Source organism: Rhizobacter sp. P1_G5 (genome assembly GCF_056405435.1).
Genome location: NZ_JBFUCB010000011.1, coordinates 1 through 18,464 on the forward strand (window position 1 = coordinate 1; position 18,464 = coordinate 18,464).

Consider the following 18,464-nt stretch of genomic DNA (forward strand, 5'->3'; position numbering starts at 1 on the left):
GTGCTGCCCTTCTGACTCAGGCCTCTCTGGCTACCGGGGTGCAGACGCAAGATCAGAAGCAAACGTCTCGGCCTGCGAGCACAACCAACGACAGAAAGCGTGCGGCGCCGGCCGCGCATCGTTTTCGTGCATGAGGGCGAAATGCCAGTCGGGACCTTCCAGCACGAATTCGAATGGTGCGACGAGTTGCCCGCCTTCGATCAGCGGAGTGAAGAACTCCGGCGGCGCTAGTGCTACACCTTGACCAGCGCAAGCCGCTTCGGCGTTCAACTCATGACTCGGGTAGTCAACTTTGGCGAACATCAGTCGCTCCGGCACCGCCCCCAAAGTCTTCTCGAACCACCGTCGCCAATCCGGGTGCGGCAGCAGGACGAGGTGCGCCAAGTCCAGCGGCGTCGTGATCGTCAGTCCGCGCAGCAATGCCGGCGAGACGAGCGGGGTCAGCCTCACTGGGAACAACCGATGTGACTTCAGTCCAGGCCATGGCCCGCGACCAGTCCTGATGGCGAGGTCAAAGGCCGCTGGCTCGCGAAGCCCGGTGGAGACATCGAGCTCTACGGCGCCAACGGGTTGATTTGCCAGTCGAGGTGCGAGCCAGCGCGCGGCAAAGGACGGCGGCGCGGTCACACGCAGTACCAGCGCTTCGGCACGGAATGCCTCCAGTGCTGAAGCGATCTCAACCAGCGCGCGCCTGATGCCAGCAGCCAGTTTTTCCGCAGCCGGCGTCGGGATGACCCGCGGACCTTGCCGAACGAAAAGACGCTCGCCCAGTTCTTCCTCCAGCGCGCGAATGCGCAAGCTGATTGCTGCCGGAGTCAGATGCAGTCGATCCGCGGCCCGCGCGAAGCTCGCACAGGAAACGCAAATTTCCAGGATGCGGAGTGATTCCAGTGAAGGGCTCATGTTCAGCTCAGCTTGTGCTACCTCAGAGAAAAGCTCGTTTTGCGCATTCCCGCTGCCCCAGGAAGATCTTGCCCGGAAGGGGCGGATCTCGTCCCATGAATCGGAGCTTCGATATGTCCCTGCAGGTGCGCCCGCTGTTCAAACTGATCATTGAGGTCCATTCGCCGATCGATCTCGGACCGTGCCCCGCAGGAGGGCGCCAAATTTTTGCCGTATCCGGCGGAAGTTTTGCAGGCGAACGACTGCGGGGCGAAATCTCTCCCCTGATCGGATCCGACCTGTTGATTGCACGTCAGGACGGGACATTCCGGCAGGACGTCCGCATGCTGCTGCTGACGGACGATGGAGCCAAGATCCTCATGACCTATGGCGGCGTGCGCCGTGCAAGTGCCGATGTTGCGGTTCGCCTGGCGCGCGGTGAGCACGTTGATCCGTCTGAATACTACCTCCGCATCACCCCGGTTTTCGAGACCTCATCGCCGGCGCATGCCTGGCTGAATGGCGTCATCTCGGTCGGCGTTGGCGCTCGCGCCCCGGGCGCCGTCGAATACGAACTGTTTGAGATCCTCTGATGCCCAGGGCTGTGACCTTGAACCCCATCAGGATTCAGCGCGATCTTCTCGACGCTTGACACGCCACCAAACGGAGGAATATTCTCCGTTTATGGATCGGCGAACAGACTGGGCATGTGATGCGGGCTGACGCCCAAAAGAATCGACAACGGCTTGTTGAAGTCACGATCGAGCTGGTGTTGGAGGTGGGCGGCGAGCCGGTGCGAGACGCTGTCGCTGAACGCGCCGGGGTGGGCATCGCAACCCTGTACAGGCATTTCCCCGATCAGCAGTCCCTTCTCCATGCCGCCGTTCGTCACGTACTGGAAAAGACCATCGATGCTGGAGAAGCCCTCGTTGAATCGGTTCCCGACGGCGTCGAAACGCTGCGCCAGTACATGCACGTGGCGCTCGACAACGGGATCGGGGCGGTGAACATCATTCATCCACTGCTGGAAAAACGAGACTGGAACGATCTTCGCTCCCGCGCGGCGAAGCTCATGAAATCTCTCGTTGCGCGCGCCAGGCAGGGCGGTTCACTTCGCGCTGATCTCTCCGAGCGCGACATCGTGTTCGCGCTGACGCGCTTTGCACGGCCGCTGGCAATGGGATTGCCATCAAGCGAAGAGCGCTCGCTTGCTCACCGGCATCTCGATTTCTACATCGACGGACTGTGCGCTCCACAGCCGCGTGATGCCAACCCTCGACAGCAAGAGCGATGAAAGCACTCATCGATTTCGCAGCGGCGCTTTCCCTTCTTGCCGCTCTGCCCGCGTTCGCAACCGCAGGCGAGCAGCATCGGCTTGCGCATCAACCCAGTGCTGCGGTCCGAGACGCGGACCACCGCACCGATCTGCGCATCACGGTTTGGTACCCGGCCAAGGCCGACGCGCCAACGCACTCGATCGACGCCCCGCCTGACCAGCCCCTTTTCCAGGTCGGTGTGGTCGGGGTCGATCAGCCGACCGTTGCCGGATCCCTGCTGTGGTAGTCGGCAGCACCGGAGAGCGAAGGTGGAGTTGATGGTTTTTGGCGATTTCGCTGAGAGTACGTTCGAGACCAGCTCGACGCGTATTCACGCGCGTTGGGCAGGAGCGGGTCACCCCGTGCTGTTGCTTCACGGATTTCCACAATCACAGTTGATGTGGCGGACGCTTGCACCGATGCTGGCCCGCGACTACTTTGTGGTCTGCGCCGATCTGCGTGGCTACGGCTCGAGTGGCTGCCCGGCGTCGGACCCCAAGCATGAAGCCTATGCCAAGCGGGCGATGGCGCAGGACATGGTGGAGTTGATGGCCACTCTGGGTCACACGCGGTTCGCTGTGGCAGGGCATGACCGCGGTGGCCGTGTCGCGTATCGCCTGGCGCTCGACCACCCGCGGCAATGTGCGGCACTTGCGGTGCTGGACGTGGTGCCCACCGGCGAAGCGTGGGATCGCGCCGACGCTCTCCGGGATGCAGCGCGTGCACACGCCATCTGCGAGGAGTACCGCGCAGCTGCGTCGTTGGACAGGGAGCACGACGCAGCCGACAAAAAGGCGGGGCGTCAAATAGCTTGCCCCCTTCAAGTGTTGTGGAGCGGCCGCGGCGCGCTGGCCGAGTGGTATGTCGACGCGGGAGGACCGCTGGCCCTATGGCGCCGGCGGGCGACAGAGGTCAGCGGCCGCAGTATCGATGCAGGGCACTTCTTTCCCGAAGAGCGCCCGCAGGAAACGGCACGCGAGCTTCGCTTCATGCTGTCGTCAGCGCACTGGTGAACAAATCTCATTGACTCCGTACCGGTTGGTATGTATGGCCCATACCAACCGGTACGGACACGAACACGACACGCCATGGCAACCTCCTCGACACCCGCAGCGCCCTCAACCCCGACGTCCCGGGAGCGCCTGCTCGATGCCGCGATCCTGCTCATCCGCACCAAGGGCTACACGGCCTTGCGGGTGGAGGACGTTTGCGCCGAGACGGGGCTCACCAAGGGCAGTTTCTTCCACCACTTCGCCAGCAAGGAAGACCTGGCCATGGCCGCGGCGGAGCGTTTTGCGTCCCGGGCGGACTCGATGTTTTCGCGAGCCGCATACAGGTCGCATGCCGACCCGCTGGAGCGGCTGCTGGGCTACATCGACTTCCGGCAAGGCGCGATGCAGGGCGACCTGGCGGCCTTCACCTGCCTGTTCGGCATGCTGGCGCAGGAGACCTACAGCACGCATCCGCAGTTGAGCGAAAGCGCAGGCCGGCACATCGAACAGCACGCCGCGACGCTGGAAGGCGATATCGAGGCCGCACGTGCCGCGCACATCCCGGACGCCGACTGGAGCGCGCACAGCCTGGCCATGTTCACCCAGGCGGTGATCCAGGGCGCTTTCGTGCTGGCCAAGTCGCAGCACGACCCGGCCGTGGCTGCCGACTGCCTGGACCACTTGCGCCGCTACTTGCAGATGACGTTCGCTCAGCCGCCGCCAGGCCGGGCGAAGCGCTAGCCGCGCAAAACGGCCCAGGCGCCTTTCCCTCCCCCGACCTGCCTTCGTGGTGACTCGCAAGAGCCGCCAGGGAGGGTTGCACCCCATCAACCCGGAGACCCGCATGCACCGACGTCAGATGTTCTCGCTGCTCACCCTTCCTGCGCTGACCGCGCTCCCCTTCACGGCCAAGGCGGCCACTACTGCTTCCACTTCCCCCACCCCCACAGGAGTTTCCATGACCGACGCCAACCGTTCCGCCCACGCTCCCGTCAACGGCGTGAACCTGTACTACGAGATCCACGGCAGCGGCCGCCCGCTGGTGCTGCTGCACGGCGGCGTGTCGGCCAGCGAGGCGTTCGGGCCCAACCTGGCGGCGCTGGCCGCGCAGCGCCAGGTCATCGCTGTGCACCTGCAAGGCCACGGCCACACGCCGGACGTGGAGCGTCCGCTTCGCTTCGAGGACATGGCCGACGACGTGGCCGCGCTGGCCCGTCACCTCGGCCTGAAGAAGATCGACGTGATGGGCTATTCGCTGGGCGGCGGCGTGGCGCAGCAGGTGGCGGTCCGCCACCCCGGGCTGGTGGACCGGCTCGTGGTGGTGTCGCAAGTATTCAAGCGTGCCGGCTGGTACCCCGAGGTGATCGCCGCGTTCGACGCGATGGCGGCGCATGCGCCGATGATTGCGCAGAACATCGCCCAGTCACCCATGGCCAAGCTCTACCCGAACGTGAAGTGGGAGGCGTTGCTGCGCAAGATCGGCGAGCTTGAAAGCCACGATTACGACTGGACGGCCCAACTCGCCGCCGTGAAGGCGCGCACGCTGCTCGTGTTCGCCGACGCCGACGCGATGCGGCCCGAGCACATGGTGGAGTTCTACAAGCTGCTCGGCGGCGGGCGGCAGGACGCAGGCATGGACGGCTCGCAGCGGCCGGCGGGCCAGTGGGCCGTCATCCCCGACACGACGCACTACAACCTGCTGGCGACTGAGGCCGTGGCCAAGGCCGCGGTTGCCTTTCTGGATGGAAAGTGATGGCCAACCGGCCCCTCAACGGCAGATGAGAGCACAAGTCATGGCATCGACCGCAGCACCTACGGGCCCCTATGTATTGCGATTCGCGGACACCGATCGATCGCAGCTCAAGGCCGTCGGCGGCAAGGGGGCCAATCTTGGAGAACTGGCGCGAATCGAGGGCATTCACGTTCCGGACGGGTTCTGCGTCACGACCCAGGCCTTTCAGCGCATCCTTTCCGGAGTGCCGACTTGGCACGACCTGCTGGATCGCCTGTCAGGCCTGAAGGCTGATGATCGTGAAGAGATCAGGTCCGCCAGCGCCGACATCCGCCATGCCGTCGAGGTCGCCGCGATTCCCGGCGACCTCGTCGACGCGATCACCGCCGGGCTCCGGGTCCTTGGCGAGGACGCTGCGTATGCGGTCCGCTCCAGCGCGACGGCGGAGGACTTGCCGACCGCATCGTCTGCCGGTCAGCAGGACAGCTATCTGAATGTCGTCGGGCGTGCAAGCATCCTGCGGCACATCAGCCGATGCTGGGCATCGCTGTTCACCGAGCGTGCCGTCGCCTACCGGCTGCGCAATGGCCTCGACCATCGCCAGGTGCTGATGGCCGTGGTGGTCCAGCGGATGGTCGTCCCGCGCGTGGCGGGCGTCCTGTTCACCGCCGATCCGGTCACATCCAACCGCAAGGTGGCTGCCATCGACGCCAGCTTTGGGCTGGGTGAGGCGCTGGTGGGTGGACTGGTGATTCCGGACCACTACAAGGTGAGGGACGGGCAGATCGCCACGAGGACGACAGGCGACAAGAAGCTGGCCGTCCTGGCCTTGCCGGAGGGCGGCACGCGCCAGCACGCGGTCGCCGCCGCATTGCAGAGTCAACCGGCCCTCACCGACGCGCAGGCGCTGGAACTCGTGCAGCTCGGCCGTCGCATCGAAGCGCACTTCGGCTGGCCCCAGGACATCGAATGGTGTCTCCAGGACAACGGTTTCCATTTCGTTCAAAGCCGTTCCATCACGACGCTGTTTCCCGTCCCTGCCGCGACCGACCGCGAGAACCACGTCTACGTGTCGGTGGGCCATCAACAGATGATGACCGACCCGCTGCGGCCTCTTGGCATTTCGCTGTGGCAGCTGATGAATCCCCGCATGCAGGATGCGGGCGGGCGATTGTTCGTGGACATCAGCCAGGCGCTGGCATCGCCGAGCCAGCGGGCGAGCCAGCTGGCCATGCTCGAACGAGGCGACCCTCTCGTGCGCGATGCCATCGAGACCCTGCTTCAGCGCGGCGACTTCATCCCGAGGGTACGCGACCGGACCCCTCAACCCGCGCGACCGACAAGCAACGCGTCGGAAGAGGAAGTCGATGTGTCATGGGCCGCAGACATGATCGAGGCGTACCGCGTCTCCATCGCGGCGGCCGAGCGTGACATCCGCACGAAGGCCGGCAACGCGCTGCTGGACTTCATCTCGAGCGACATCCAGGAGCTCAGGAAATCGCAGTCGGCGCCGCAGAGCATCAAGCTCATCTTCGCGGGGGTCGAGGCGCAGTGGTGGCTCAACGACCAATTGAAGGCGTGGCTGGGGGAGAAGAACGCAGCCGACACGCTGACCTTGTCTGTACCCGGCAACGTGACGACCGAGATGGGGCTCGCGCTGATGGACGTCGCCGATGAGATTCGCCCGCATCGGCATCTCGTCGCCTTTCTGGAGCAGGCCGGCGACGACCGCTTCCTGGACGGATTGGACAAGTTGCCGGGTGGTCCTGAAGCAGGCCGGGCCATCCGGCGGTGGTTCGAGCTGTACGGCATGCGCTGCATCGGCGAGATCGATGTGGCCCGGCCGCGCTGGCGCGAGAGGCCGTCGCTGATGCTGCCGATGCTGCTGGTCAACATCAGGAACTTCGAGCCTGGCGCCGGGCGGCGCCGATTCGAAGAAGGCCTGCAGCGCGCGCGGCAAAAGGAGCTTGAGGTGCTCGACCGCCTGCGCGCGCTGCCCGATGGCGAGCACAAGGCCATGCAAGTCAAGAAGATGATCGACCGGGCTCGCGCGCTGGCCGGCTATCGCGAATACCCGAAGTACGCCTGGATGTGCCGCTGGTTCGTCTACAGGCAGGCGCTGCTCGAGGAGGCGCGGCGCCTTGTCGAGGCCGGCGTGATCGACGGTGTGGACGACATCTTCAGCCTGAGGTTCGAGGAACTCCAGGACACCGTCCGCATGCAGAAGGCCGATCGCGAGCTCATACGCGAGCGCAAGCAAGCCTTCGAATGGCATTCGGCACTGACCCCACCCCGTGTATTGACCTCGGAAGGCGAGGCGGTCGCCGGGGTTCACCGCCGTGACGACTTGCCCGCCGGTGCGCTGGTCGGCATGGGGGTGTCCGCGGGCAGCGTGGAAGGCCGGGCCCGGGTGGTCCTTGATGCGGCGCGGGCCGATTTGCAACCCGGTGACATCCTGGTCACGCCCTTCACGGACCCGAGCTGGACACCCTTGTTCGTCGCCATCGCCGGGTTGGTCACAGAAGTCGGCGGGCCGACGACGCATGGTGCGGTCATCGCGCGCGAGTACGGCTTGCCCGCCGTCGTCGGCGTGCAGGGCGCCACCCGGTTGATCCGCGACGGCCAATTGATTCGGGTCCATGGTGGCGACGGCTTCGTTGAGATCCTGCCGGAGCCCGCTCCAATGGCAACCGCCCCCTAGACCCGCATAGAGCAGTCGTCCGCTCTGCAAAGCCGGCGTCGGAAGCCTTGTGCGGACGGCGGCTCCAGGCTGTTCAGAGTCATTCGAAGCCGGTAGCCTGGGTGACCGCTCTGCACATCACATGACATTCGACGCGCAGCGGCGCGTACAGCTGCTGCAGCGTTGCGGCCTGACTTCCGACCGTCACGCGATGAGCGCCACTACACGGCCAAAAAATTGCCCAGCGCCGGACTTTCCAGGTCAGCGTCATCGCCAGTCTGGTTCAACTCTGCCGACTGAGCCTGTACAGCGCGACGTCCACTTTCTCGGCATCGAACCCCGCCTCGCAATAGCAGAGGTAGTAGGTCCAGAGTCGCTTGAACGCCTCGTCGAAACCCAGCGGCTCGATGGCCGACCAGCGGGCCAGGAAGCGCCGCCGCCACTCGGCCAGGGTTCGCGCATAGCCGGTGCCGAAAGTCTGCACCTCCTCCACGACGAAGCCGGCGCGCTCGGCCTGCTCGCGCAGCACGCGCGGGCAGGGCAGCATGCCGCCAGGGAAGATGCAGTGCTGGATGAAGTCCGCCCCTTGGCGGTAGGACTCGAAGTGCGCATCGGCCATGGTGATGGCCTGCAGCACGGCCACGCCACCGGGCTTGAGCCGCTCTCGCAAGATGTCGAAGTAGGTGGGCCAGTAGGCCTCCCCCACGGCCTCGATCATCTCGATGGAGACGATGCGATCGAAGCGGCCCGTCACGTCGCGGTAGTCCTGCAGGCGCAGCTCCACGCGCTCGGCCACGCCCCAGGCGGCGGCGCGTTCGCGGGCGAAAGCCAGCTGTTCGGTGGACAGCGTCACGCCGGTCACACGGGCGCCGCTGTCGCGTGCCAGCGTGGCTGCCAGCGTGCCCCAGCCGCAGCCGATCTCCAGCACCTCGGCCTGGGCCGGCACGTCGAGCATCTGCACGATGCGCTGCAGTCGCCGCGCCTGCGCGGCCTCCAGCGTGTCGGCCGGCGCTGCATCGTCGTAGAGCGCGCTCGAATACAGCATGCTCTCATCCAGCCACTGGCCATAGAAGGCATTGCCCAGGTCGTAGTGGCAGGCGATGTTGTGGCGGCTGCCGCGGCGTGTGTTGGCGCGCGCCAGATGGGCCAGGCGCGCCAGCCAGCGGCCGGGGCCGCGGCCTTGCAGCACAGAGCCCCATGCGGCCTCGTTGGCCACGCCGAAGGCCATCAGCGCGAGCAGGTCGGGGCTGTCCCAGTCGCCGTCGCGGTAGGCAAGCGCCAAGCCCAGGTCGCCCTGCAGTGCCAGGCGCCACAGCGGCCGCCAGCGCTGCAGCTGCAGGCTGGCCTGCGGGCCGGGTTCGGTGCCGTGCGCCTCCAGGCGCCGTCCGTTGGGCAGGGTCAGGGTCAGATGGCCGAAGCGCGTGCGGCGCAGCAGGCGGTCCAGCAGCGGCAGTGGTGAACCCGCCGACGCCGGGGCTGCGGCAGTCCGCGCTGCGGATGGGGTGGGCGTCATAGTGTGCGTTCGTCTGTTGAAACGATGGTGAGCTCGCATGCCGGTGCTTCGGGTCGCGGCTGCAACGGGACGCGCTTGAGCCAGAGCCGCAGCGCCTCCCAGTGGATGGCAGCCACGACCTTGAGCGTCAGCAGCGGATGGGTGAGGAAGACGCGCAGCAGTGCCGCGTCGCCGAGCTCGCGCCGCGTGCCGTCGAGGCGCGCGTTGAGCACGGCGCCGTCTTCGTCGTCGTGCACACTCACGCCGACCGACACGGCCTCGCCCGGCGGCGCCACGCGGAAGCGGTAGCGCAGCGCCATGGCGTTGAAGGGCGAGACGTAGAGCTGCTTGCCGCAGCCCTGGTCGATCACGGCAGCGCCGGCTTGTGCGGCGCTCACCGGGATCAGATAACTGTGGCGCTGGCCGAAGGTGTTGTTGACCTCGTAGATCAGCGCCATCAGCGCGCCATCGGCCGGCGCATGGCAGAACCACACGCTCAGCGGGTTGAACCCGTGGCCCAGCAGGCGCGGCAGCGTCAGCAGCCGGATGGCGCCGCCCGTCGGCAGACCGGCCGCACGCAGCTGTGCCTCGATCTGCGTGCGCAGGTCGGTGTCGGACCCGTCGCCGTAGTCGCGGCGGTGCAGGCTGAAGAGGTTGAAGCGGTCGACCGAGAAGCAGCGCAGGCGCTGGTCCAGCACGGGCAGTTCGTCGAGGTCCAGGAGCAGGTTGTAGATCCGGTAGGCCAGGCGATGGCGGCGCGGGCGCAGCCGCTGGTGCATCACGCCGCCGACGTAGAGCGCCGAGGCGGTCATGCTCATGCCGGCACCGCCGCCGGCAGATGAATGCGGCCGGACTCCCGGGGCACGCGCCAGGGCCGGCGCACGCCGCCCAGGGCCTCGGCCACGGCCAAGCCGGCCTGCAGCCCGTCTTCGTGGAAGCCCGCGCCAAAGTAGGCGCCGCAGAACCAGCTGTGCTGGACGCCCTGCAGGCTCCAGAGCTCGCGCTGCGCGACCATGGCCTGGGCATCGAAGAGCGGATGCTCGTAGATTTCGGAGCGGATCAGCAGCTCGGGCCGCGGCGGCAGAGGCGGATTCAACGTCATGAACAGCGCACTGTCCGCGTCCTGCGGTAAGTGCGGCTGCAGGCGGTTCATCCAGTAGCTGACGGTCGGCGGCTTGCCGCTGCCGCGCTGGGCTAGGTAGTTCCAGCTGGACCACACGGCCCGCCGCCGCGGCATCAGCGCCGGGTCGCGGTGCAGCACGGCCAGGTTGCGGGTGTAGGCAAAGCTGCCGAGCAGGCGCTGCTCGTCGGACGACGGGTTCTCGAGCAGGGCCAGCGAGATGTCGGCATGCGTGGCCAGCACGACTTGGTCGAAGCGCTCGGGCCACCAGCCGTGGCGGGTGCGCAGCCGCACGCCTTCTGCATCGCGGCGCACTTCCAGCACCGGATGGTCCAGCAGCATGCGCCGCTCGAAGCGGTGGCACAGGCGATTCACGTACTCGCGGCTGCCGCCGGTCACGGTGCGCCAGGCCGGCCGGTCGCTGACCTGCAGCAGGCCGTGGTTCTCGCAGAAGCGCACGAATGCCGCCACGGGATAGCGGCCGACCTGAGCGGCCGGTGCGGACCAGATCGCCGCGGCCATGGGGTAGAGGTGGTCCTCGCGGAAGGCGCGGCCGTAGCCGTGGGCGTCGAGGTACTCGTCCAGCGCCTGGTCGCCGGCGGCCTGGGCGCCGCGTGGCGCCTCGCGGTAGAAGCGCAGCAGCTCGCGCAGCATCTTCCAGAAGCGCGGGCGCAACAGGTTGCGCTTCTGGGCGAACAGGCCGCGCAGGTCGGTGCCGGCGTATTCGAGCTCGCCGCCGTCCAAGCTCACGCCGAAGGACATGTCGGTCGCTGCCGTTAGCACGCCGAGATGGCTGAACAGGGCCGTGAGGTTGGGGTAGGCCGGCTCGTTGTAGACGATGAAGCCGGTGTCCACCGGCACGGTGCCGGTGATCGAGTCGGGCGCGTCCACCGTATGGCTGTGGCCGCCGGGCCGGGCTTCGCTCTCGAAGACGCTGACCTCATGCCGCTCGGACAGCAGCCAGGCGCAGGACAGCCCTGCGATGCCGGCGCCCACCACCGCGATGCGCCGGCGTGCCGCGTCGGGCGGCAGGGCGCCGGGGGCGTGGGCCAGGGTGGCAGTGGGATGCATGAGATCTCCTGAGGGGTTGGAACTCCTACGCAAGCCAGGCCGCTTTGGATTGCTCTACAAACTGCGATGATCCGAAGGAGGCCGGGTTGCGTAGGACGGAGCGGAACCCGTAGACCCATGGCCGCTTTCTTGCCTGACCCCTCATCCCGCCCAGCTGCCGCCGCCCGACGCGGCGGCCGCGGCCCTGGAGCGCCTGTCTTGACCGTCGTGCCCTTCAATCGCGAACGCGCTGCGCGCCCTGATGACGGCTGGGGCGCGTGCATCTGCGCCGTGGCCGATCGGCAGGACCGCGAAGCGTTCGGGCGGCTGTTCGGCCACTTCGCCCCGCGCATCAAGCGCCATCTCATGCAGTGCGGCAGCCCCGAGGTTCAGGCCGAGGAGCTGGCGCAGGAGGCGCTCGTCGCCGTCTGGCGCAAGGCGGCAATGTTCGATCCCGCGCAGGCCGCGGCCTCGACCTGGATCTTCACCATCGCCCGCAACCTGCGCGTGGACCTTTTGCGCCGCCGCCAGGGCCTGGAGTCGGGCGGCGAGGACTTTGATTTCGACACCCTGGACAGCGGTGAACCGGCCGCCGAGGAGCGCCTGCACGCCGCACGCCAGAGCGAGCGGCTGCACGGTGCCCTGGCGCAATTGCCGCCCGAGCAGCAGCAGGTGCTGCGCCTGTCCTATTTCGACGATGAACCGCATGCGCGCATCGCCACAGAGCTGGGCATCCCGCTCGGCACGGTGAAATCGCGCGTGCGCCTGGCGGTTGCGCAACTGCGCCGCCTGCTCGACCGCTGAAGCCACCGACGATGGACATCCGACACCACCCCGAAGACGACCTGCTGCTGGCGCTGTCTGCCGGCAGCCTGGAGACGGGCACGCGTCTGGTCCTGTGCAGCCACCTGGAGCTGTGCGCGCATTGCCGCGAGCGGCTGCAGACGCTGAACGCCCTCGGCGGCGTGCTGCTCGACGAGCTGGAACCCGCGCCGCTGGCCGATGATGCGCTGGCCCGCACGCTGGCTCGCATCGATGCGCTGGAGGCCGCGCCGCGCCGGCCGATCGTGGTCAGCGCCCCGCCGCCCCTGCCTCAAGGCGCGAGCTGGCCGCGTGCGCTGGCCCATTGCAGCGCCACGCCCTGGCGCTGGATGGGCCCCGGCATGCGCTGGAGCCGCGTCAGCGTGCCTGACGCTCCCGAGGCCAATGTCTTCCTGCTGCGCGTCGCCGCGGGCAAGTACCTGCCGCAGCACACGCACAGGGGCCTGGAGCTGACGCAGATCCTCTACGGCCGCTTCCATGACGGCCGTGCGCTGTTCGGCCCCGGAGATTTCGACGCGGCCGATGGCGAGATCCACCACCAGCCGGCGGTTCAGGACGGCAGCGAGTGCATCTGCCTGGCCTCGCTCGATGGCCGGCTGCGCTTCGACAGCGTCATTGCGCGGCTGTTCGGCTCCCTGGTCGGCATGTGAGGCGCGCGGCGACCCAGGCCGCGGCGCCGCTCACGAAGCTGCCCCAGGCCAGGTCGATGGCGGTCAGCGTCCAGGGCCAGTGGCGGAGCGTGGCCTGATTGGTGAGGTCGTAGGCGGCATAGGCGACCAGGCCCAGCAGGGCGCCGCGCCGCAAGGCCACGAGCGTTTCGCGCTGCTCCAGCGCGGGCACGATCGCGAACACCAGCAGGCCGACGAGATAAAGCGGATAGAAGATTGCCACCGCCACCCAGTCGACCTGGTCCGCCATCAGCGGTCCGATCGCGGCGCGATAGACGCGCGTGCCGGCCAGCGTGAGCCAGCAGCCGTCGAGCAGCAGGAAGCACAGCATCGCGGCCAGATAGGCCAGCAGCAGGCGGCGGGGCGAAAGCTTCGTCATGGCGGGGGCCTTTCGTCGGCAGTCAGGCGATAGCCAAGTCGTCGGCCGCCCTTGGCCTCAGCGTCCAGGGCGATCCAGCGGCCGGTCTCGGCGGCATACCAGACGGTGATGCGCTGCTTGTCGGCCACCAGCCGCCAGCCCTGCGCGGCCACGGACCGTCCGCGCACGTCGATCTGCGCATCGGGCAGGGCCTCGAAGCGCACCGCGCTGCTKCGGCCGGTCCGCGGATCGACGAGCCGGTGCTGCTGCACCAGCCTCGGGTTCCAGTAGGCAAAGCCCATCTGGCACTCGCCATCGAAGCGCCGGTCCACCTGCTCGCGCTTGCCGTCGTCGTCGGTGTCGGAGCGCAGTTCGCGCAGGCAGTCGTCCTGCCAGCTTTCCCGCGCTTCGTGTCGGTAGCGGTAGACGGGAATGCCCAACCACTTGACGACGAATTGCGCGCTACTGAACACACTGCGCTCCGCGCCCGCGCCCGCGCCTCTGACGGTGAAGCGGTGTGTGCCGATGGGTTGGCCGTCGAGCGTGGCGGTGAAGTTCCATTCGCCGACGTCCTGCGCACACGCGGCTTGCGCTGCGATGCTGAGCAGCAGGGTGGCGGTCTGCCTCATTGCTGCGGTCCGCGCCGCGGCGGCCAGGGGATGAAGGCGCTGGTGCGCGCGACGTAGTCGCGGTAGGCGGGGCGGCGCTGGGCGATGTCCTGCTCCAACAGGGCCACGCCCGAGACCTTGAGCAGCAGCGCCGTCATCACGAGCGGCGAGACAAGGGCCCATGCGGCGCCGACGCCGCCGGCGCCCAGCGCCATCACCGCGAGGCCCCACCACACGCAGCATTCGCCAAAGTAGTTCGGGTGGCGCGACCAGGCCCAGAGGCCCTGGTCCATCACGGCGCCCTCCTGGCGCGGGCCTCGCAGGAAGCGGGCGAGCTGGGCATCGGCCACGGTTTCGATCAGCAGGCCGCCAGCCGCCACCGCCATGCCGATGAAGTCCAGCGAATTCAGCGGAGCCGGCTGCGCGAGCGCGGCCAGCAGTGGCAGGCCGACCATCCATGCGATCACCGCCTGCAGGCCGAACACGAGGTAGAGGCTCTTGAGCCCGAAGTTTGGCTGGTTGCGTTCGCGGATGGCGCGGTAGCGGCGGTCCTCGCCGTGGCTGCTGTTGCGGCGCGTGACGTAGACGGCCAGACGCAGCGCCCAGGCGCCGAGCAGGGCGAGCATCAGCACGCCGCGCGCATCGGGCGGAAAGGCCGCGGCATAGGCCACGGCCGGCCCGGCGACCATCAGCGACCAGATGCGATCGGCCAGGCTTGCGTCGCGCAGCGGCAGGCTCACCAGCCAGGTGGGCAGGGCCACGGCGAGCGAGACCAGCAGTCCAAGAGAGGCGAGGTGCAGCATCGTCAGCGCTTCGCGAACAGGTAGTGGCTGACCCACCATTGCCCGCCGTTGTCGTAGGCGAACAGCTCCTCCACCGACAGGAAGAAGAGCCGCCAGCGCTGCCACCACATCACGGCGTCGCCCGGGCCGTAGACGGTGTTGAATAGCGGCATCAGCGTCTCGCGCTGCGCGTCCATGCGCGCGAGCCAGGCGGCCGAGGTGCGGGCGTAGTGGTGGCCGTCCCAACGCCAGCGCTGCAGCAGGCGCAGGTCGTCCTGGCAGCGCAGGGCGAGGTCGTCGCTGGGCATCATGCCGCCGGAGAAGAAGTGGCGGCTCATCCAGTCGCTGGCATCGCGCTCCTCGAAGGCATAGGGCGCCTCGCGATGGGCGAACACATGCATGAAGAAGCGGCCCTGCGGCCGCAGCCAGTGCGCCACGTGGGCGAAGGCCTGCGGCCAGTTGCGCAGGTGCTCGAACATCTCGATGGAGACCACGCGGTCGAAGCGTTCGGCCGTATCGAAGACGTTGAAGTCCTCCGTCAGAATCTCCAGGTTGCTCAGTCGGCGCGCGAGCGCCTCGGACTCGATGTGCTGGCGCTGCGAATGTGAATTCGACAGCGCGGTGATACGTGCGCCCGGGTAGTGTTCGGCCATCCACAGACTCAGCGAGCCCCAGCCGCAACCCAGCTCCAGAATGCGCTGGCCGTCGGCCAGGCCGGCGCGCTCGCAGCTCTCGCGCAGCGCTGCTGCTTCGGCGGCGTCAAGCGTTTGCACACCCTCGGGCCACCAGCAGCAGCTGTACTTGCGATGCCGGCCCAGCACGGCGCCGAAGAACTCGGCAGGTACTTCATAGTGCTGCACATTGGCCTTCTGGGGCAGTGGGGCCAGCGGCGCCTCAAGCAGGGTTGCCATGAAGGCTTCTGTAAGCTGCGCGCCGGCTTCAGCATTGCCACTGTGCAGCTCCGCCAGGCGCTGGCGCAGCAGCCACCTGATGCCCAGGCGCACCGCGCCGTCAGTCACCAGGCCCTGCTCGACCCAATGGATGGCGCGGGCTGTGTTGTCCATGTTGCGCATGAAGTTCCTTGCCTGATAGACGACATTCGGAGGCTTGTACGCAAGCCGGCACTGCTTGGATCAGCTCAGCGAGCATTCGGCATCGGGGTCGCGCTGGAGAATGGCTCTGCTGAAGGCGAGTGATCCGAGACAGCCCCGATGAGCGTAGGAGATCAAGTTGAACTTCTGAGCATTCCGAAATGAAAGCTGTCACCCAGATGCGGCGCCTTTCGTGCCTGTTGGTGATCTCGGGGCTGTGTTGCATCGCATCGGCTGCCCGCGCCGCGGAAAACGCCCCGTTGCCCACGGTGCACTCAGTCGATCTCGCCCGCTATGTTGGTAGCTGGTACGAGATTGCCTTGCTGCCCAATCGGTTCGAGCGCCAATGCGTGTCCGACACGCAAGCGCATTACACCGCCCAGGATGGAGGCATCCGGGTGCTCAATCGCTGCCGCAAGGCCGATGGCCGTGTTGACTCCGCAGAAGGGCGCGCGAAGATCGTGGCCGCCAGCGGCAATGCCAAGCTCAGGGTCACCTTCTTCTGGCCGTTCTACGGCGACTACTGGATCCTTGCGCTCGATGACGACTACAGCGAGGTGCTGGTGGGCACGCCAGACCGGCGCTATGGCTGGATCTTGGCGCGCCGCCCGGACCTGCCGGAGGCCCGCGCGCAGGCGCTGCTGGTGCGGGCAAGAGCCCTGGGCTTCGACGTTGCCGCCTTCAGGCGGGTACCCCAAATCCAGCCCCTGGATGGTGCTTCATGAGAAGCGATTGAACACACCGCGCCCATGCCTATGTCCGCTCGAAAGACCCTGTCGATGGTCGTTTCCCTGTTGGCCTTCCAGAGTGCCTGGTTGGCCTGCGTGATCGGCGCAGCGCGCGGCACGCCCAGGTTCGGACTCGCGCTGGTGGCGCTCGTCTGGGGTGTGCAGTTTGTGCTCAGTCCCGCCCGCTGCCAGGTCCTCGTTCTCACCAGCGCCGCCATCGTGCTTGGCCTGCTGTGGGATACGGCCATGGTTAGAAGTGGCGTTGTTGTGTACGCATCGCCCGGCCCACTTCCCGAGTGGGCGCCCGGCTGGATTCTGGCGTTGTGGATCCTCTTGGCAACGCTCCTGCAAGAACCGCTGCACTGGCTGCACGGCCGATGGCTGTTGGCCGCGTTGCTCGGCGGCCTGGGTGGACCGCTCTCATACTGGAGTGCAGTCCGGCTGGGCGCGGGAGACTTCCACGACCTACCACTAGCTCTCGTAGTGCTGGGGATGGGCTGGGCCATCATGACACCGGGGTTGACCGAATTTGCACGCTGGCTAGCCGCCCGCCCGCTCCATTGCCATCTACGCTCAAGTGATTGAGCGCCTTCCTATCGGCGTTGTTCGTTGGTTCCCAAGGCAGCTGCCGTCGATCTGTCGACGCGGCCGATCCAGCGGTCTGCTGCGGGCTGGCCGCCGACTTGCTACGCCTTAGGCCGAGCAGATTGCCGCCCGAGAGTTGTTGGGGGCAATCGTGACGACTTGTGCATTGCCAAGCGACCGGACTCCCTTGCTATTTCGGGCGCCACAACCACTCTTGAAATGTATTGGCTTGCTCCTAGCTAGGGTCCAACCGGCTGGATGTCCCGGCCGGTGAACACCACTGAACGGAGATCAAGCCATGTTTTATTCATTGCTGACCCATCCGAACAGCCTGTTCGGACAAGTCGATCGTCTGCAACGCGAGCTCGACGACATCTTCGGCGGCTCGGGGCTGCCCAGCAGCATCCGCTCGGTCGCGAGCGGCACCATGCCGCAGATCAACGTGGGGCGCACACCCCAGAGCGTGGAGATCTACGCCTTCGCGCCCGGCCTGGACGCCAGCAAGATCGAGGTCACCCTGGATCGTGGCGTGCTGCGTCTGTCCGGAGAGCGCGTGCAGCCGGCCGCTGACAGCGAGCGCCGGCGCTTTTATGCACGGGAGCGCACCTCCGGGCGCTTCGACCGCAGCGTCACGCTGCCCGATGACGTCGATCCCGACCAGGTCAAGGCCAGCTACCGCGACGGGGTGCTGCAGGTCAGCATCGCGCGCCGGGACGCCGCGCAACCCAAGCGCATCGCCATCCAGTAACGCCTTCATCGAGGAGAAACACCATGAGCAAGGAGATCACCCAGAGCGACAAGCAACAGACGGCACTGGACAGCACCGCCAATGAACGCGCGGTCACACCGGCTGTCGACGTCTTCGAGGACGAGACTGGCATCACGCTGCTGGCCGACATGCCCGGCGTCCCCCGCGACCAGCTCGAGCTGCATGTGGAGGGCGACACCCTCCTCATCGAGGGGCGGGTGCAGCCCCAAACGCCGGACGGCTTGGAGGCCATCTACGCCGAGCTGCGCGTGCCGCGCTGGCGCCGCAGCTTCACGCTTAGCCGAGAGCTCGACACGTCCAAGATCGACGCGAACTTGAAGGACGGTGTGCTGACGCTGCGTATTCCTAAGCAGGCGCATGCGCAGCCCCGACGCATCGCCGTCAACGCGGGCTGATCGGGGAGCCGAAACCATGCCAACCTCGTAGAGCAGTTGAAGCGTGGCGCCCGCCCGGCCTGGGAATCGCTGACGGAGGGCGGGCTGTAAAGGCACTCATCGCGGGTGCCTCCAACTGGGCTCAGATGGGCTTCCGGCTGGTACTCGACTAGCGGCAACGGTTCGCTTTGCTCGTGCACGCCGGGATGCTCCAGCACCGCATCCAGGAAAACCGGTCGACTGCACCCCCTCAGACCATTCGACGGGAACCGGGCCCGGCGAAAGTGCATCTGCGCCAGGGGCATGTCGGTGAGTGACCGGTAGAYGGACGACAGCGTGCATTCAGCCCCCGTCGATGAAGGACTGGAGACGCTGCGAAGCTGCCGGTGGCGACATCGCATCGGCCCGGTGCGAT

The 18,464-nt window shown here is 67.1% G+C and carries 22 protein-coding genes and 1 pseudogene; 13 read left to right on the top strand and 10 right to left on the bottom strand.

Annotation, left to right across the window (positions count from 1 at the left end; translation table 11 throughout):
• Positions 1-30 precede the first annotated feature (30 nt).
• Positions 31-627: a LysR substrate-binding domain-containing protein gene (locus AC1D12_RS01825; protein ID WP_477824868.1), complete on the bottom strand. Its 597-nt coding sequence runs from the start codon at positions 625-627 to the stop codon at positions 31-33.
• A 144-nt stretch (positions 628-771) separates the two neighbouring features.
• Positions 772-831, bottom strand: a pseudogene (locus AC1D12_RS01830) (hypothetical protein); the annotation flags it as partial.
• A 185-nt stretch (positions 832-1,016) separates the two neighbouring features.
• Between AC1D12_RS01830 and AC1D12_RS01835 the strand changes: the two are divergent.
• From AC1D12_RS01835 to rph, 7 genes are all read left to right on the top strand, one after another.
• Positions 1,017-1,475: a DUF3237 domain-containing protein gene (locus tag AC1D12_RS01835; protein WP_047507931.1), complete on the top strand. Its 459-nt coding sequence runs from the start codon at positions 1,017-1,019 to the stop codon at positions 1,473-1,475.
• A gap of 119 nt (positions 1,476-1,594) precedes the next feature.
• Positions 1,595-2,176 (top strand): TetR/AcrR family transcriptional regulator, encoded by a 582-nt coding sequence (locus AC1D12_RS01840; protein ID WP_477824854.1) that lies wholly within the window; start codon positions 1,595-1,597, stop codon positions 2,174-2,176.
• Positions 2,173-2,445: a hypothetical protein gene (locus AC1D12_RS01845; protein ID WP_477824853.1), complete on the top strand. Its 273-nt coding sequence runs from the start codon at positions 2,173-2,175 to the stop codon at positions 2,443-2,445. Before AC1D12_RS01840 ends, AC1D12_RS01845 begins: the two co-directional genes overlap by 4 nt.
• Positions 2,446-2,476: 31 nt before the next feature.
• The gene (locus AC1D12_RS01850) at positions 2,477-3,211 is read left to right on the top strand and encodes an alpha/beta fold hydrolase (RefSeq protein WP_477824867.1); all 735 of its coding nucleotides are present in this window, start codon (positions 2,477-2,479) and stop codon (positions 3,209-3,211) included.
• A 75-nt stretch (positions 3,212-3,286) separates the two neighbouring features.
• Complete coding sequence (locus AC1D12_RS01855; RefSeq protein ID WP_477824852.1) at positions 3,287-3,931, top strand: TetR/AcrR family transcriptional regulator; 645 nt, start codon at positions 3,287-3,289, stop codon at positions 3,929-3,931.
• 217 nt (positions 3,932-4,148) lie between these two features.
• Positions 4,149-4,943 (top strand): alpha/beta fold hydrolase, encoded by a 795-nt coding sequence (locus AC1D12_RS01860; RefSeq protein WP_477824851.1) that lies wholly within the window; start codon positions 4,149-4,151, stop codon positions 4,941-4,943.
• Positions 4,944-4,983: 40 nt separating this feature from the next.
• Complete coding sequence (rph, locus tag AC1D12_RS01865) at positions 4,984-7,623, top strand: rifamycin-inactivating phosphotransferase (protein ID WP_477838597.1); 2,640 nt, start codon at positions 4,984-4,986, stop codon at positions 7,621-7,623.
• A gap of 79 nt (positions 7,624-7,702) precedes the next feature.
• Here the strand turns inward: rph and AC1D12_RS01870 are convergent, their stop codons facing one another.
• From AC1D12_RS01870 to AC1D12_RS01885, 4 genes are read right to left on the bottom strand one after another with little or no spacing between them, the layout of a single operon-like run.
• Positions 7,703-7,873, bottom strand: a complete 171-nt coding sequence (locus AC1D12_RS01870) for a hypothetical protein (RefSeq protein WP_477824849.1) — start codon at positions 7,871-7,873, stop codon at positions 7,703-7,705.
• A 12-nt stretch (positions 7,874-7,885) separates the two neighbouring features.
• Entirely contained in the window at positions 7,886-9,115 is a 1,230-nt protein-coding gene (locus AC1D12_RS01875) for a class I SAM-dependent methyltransferase (protein ID WP_477824848.1), read from the bottom strand.
• A complete protein-coding gene (locus AC1D12_RS01880; RefSeq protein WP_477824847.1) occupies positions 9,112-9,912 on the bottom strand; it encodes a DUF1365 domain-containing protein in 801 nt (266 codons plus the stop codon). Before AC1D12_RS01880 ends, AC1D12_RS01875 begins: the two co-directional genes overlap by 4 nt.
• Positions 9,909-11,285, bottom strand: coding sequence for an NAD(P)/FAD-dependent oxidoreductase (locus tag AC1D12_RS01885; RefSeq protein ID WP_477838599.1), 1,377 nt, complete (start codon positions 11,283-11,285; stop codon positions 9,909-9,911). The genes AC1D12_RS01880 and AC1D12_RS01885 overlap by 4 nt, the downstream gene beginning before the upstream one ends.
• Positions 11,286-11,492: 207 nt before the next feature.
• Here AC1D12_RS01885 and AC1D12_RS01890 point away from each other — a divergent pair, with 207 nt between their 5' ends.
• The gene (locus AC1D12_RS01890; RefSeq protein ID WP_477824954.1) at positions 11,493-12,068 is read left to right on the top strand and encodes a sigma-70 family RNA polymerase sigma factor; all 576 of its coding nucleotides are present in this window, start codon (positions 11,493-11,495) and stop codon (positions 12,066-12,068) included.
• 11 nt (positions 12,069-12,079) lie between these two features.
• Complete coding sequence (locus tag AC1D12_RS01895; RefSeq protein ID WP_477824951.1) at positions 12,080-12,736, top strand: ChrR family anti-sigma-E factor; 657 nt, start codon at positions 12,080-12,082, stop codon at positions 12,734-12,736.
• On the opposite strand, the gene AC1D12_RS01900 is transcribed toward AC1D12_RS01895, so the two are convergent.
• The 4 genes from AC1D12_RS01900 to AC1D12_RS01915 are packed head-to-tail and all read right to left on the bottom strand — an operon-like array spanning position 12,699 to position 15,566.
• Positions 12,699-13,133, bottom strand: a complete 435-nt coding sequence (locus AC1D12_RS01900; protein WP_477824950.1) for a DUF2177 family protein — start codon at positions 13,131-13,133, stop codon at positions 12,699-12,701. The genes AC1D12_RS01895 and AC1D12_RS01900 overlap by 38 nt on opposite strands.
• Positions 13,130-13,741: a DUF6134 family protein gene (locus AC1D12_RS01905; RefSeq protein ID WP_477838601.1), complete on the bottom strand. Its 612-nt coding sequence runs from the start codon at positions 13,739-13,741 to the stop codon at positions 13,130-13,132. The genes AC1D12_RS01900 and AC1D12_RS01905 overlap by 4 nt, the downstream gene beginning before the upstream one ends.
• Complete coding sequence (locus tag AC1D12_RS01910; protein WP_477824948.1) at positions 13,738-14,523, bottom strand: DUF1295 domain-containing protein; 786 nt, start codon at positions 14,521-14,523, stop codon at positions 13,738-13,740. The genes AC1D12_RS01905 and AC1D12_RS01910 overlap by 4 nt, the downstream gene beginning before the upstream one ends.
• Before the next feature lie 2 nt (positions 14,524-14,525).
• Positions 14,526-15,566, bottom strand: coding sequence for an SAM-dependent methyltransferase (locus AC1D12_RS01915; protein ID WP_477824947.1), 1,041 nt, complete (start codon positions 15,564-15,566; stop codon positions 14,526-14,528).
• 188 nt (positions 15,567-15,754) lie between these two features.
• On the opposite strand from AC1D12_RS01915, the gene AC1D12_RS01920 reads away from it, so the two are divergent.
• The 4 genes from AC1D12_RS01920 (at position 15,755) to AC1D12_RS01935 (ending at position 18,070) form a co-directional block, all read left to right on the top strand.
• Complete coding sequence (locus AC1D12_RS01920; protein ID WP_477824946.1) at positions 15,755-16,318, top strand: lipocalin family protein; 564 nt, start codon at positions 15,755-15,757, stop codon at positions 16,316-16,318.
• 54 nt (positions 16,319-16,372) lie between these two features.
• Positions 16,373-16,906, top strand: a complete 534-nt coding sequence (locus tag AC1D12_RS01925; RefSeq protein ID WP_477824945.1) for a DUF2878 domain-containing protein — start codon at positions 16,373-16,375, stop codon at positions 16,904-16,906.
• 298 nt (positions 16,907-17,204) lie between these two features.
• Positions 17,205-17,654 (top strand): Hsp20/alpha crystallin family protein, encoded by a 450-nt coding sequence (locus AC1D12_RS01930; protein ID WP_477824944.1) that lies wholly within the window; start codon positions 17,205-17,207, stop codon positions 17,652-17,654.
• 23 nt (positions 17,655-17,677) lie between these two features.
• Positions 17,678-18,070 (top strand): Hsp20/alpha crystallin family protein, encoded by a 393-nt coding sequence (locus AC1D12_RS01935; RefSeq protein WP_477824943.1) that lies wholly within the window; start codon positions 17,678-17,680, stop codon positions 18,068-18,070.
• The last annotated feature ends 394 nt before the right edge of the window (positions 18,071-18,464 follow it).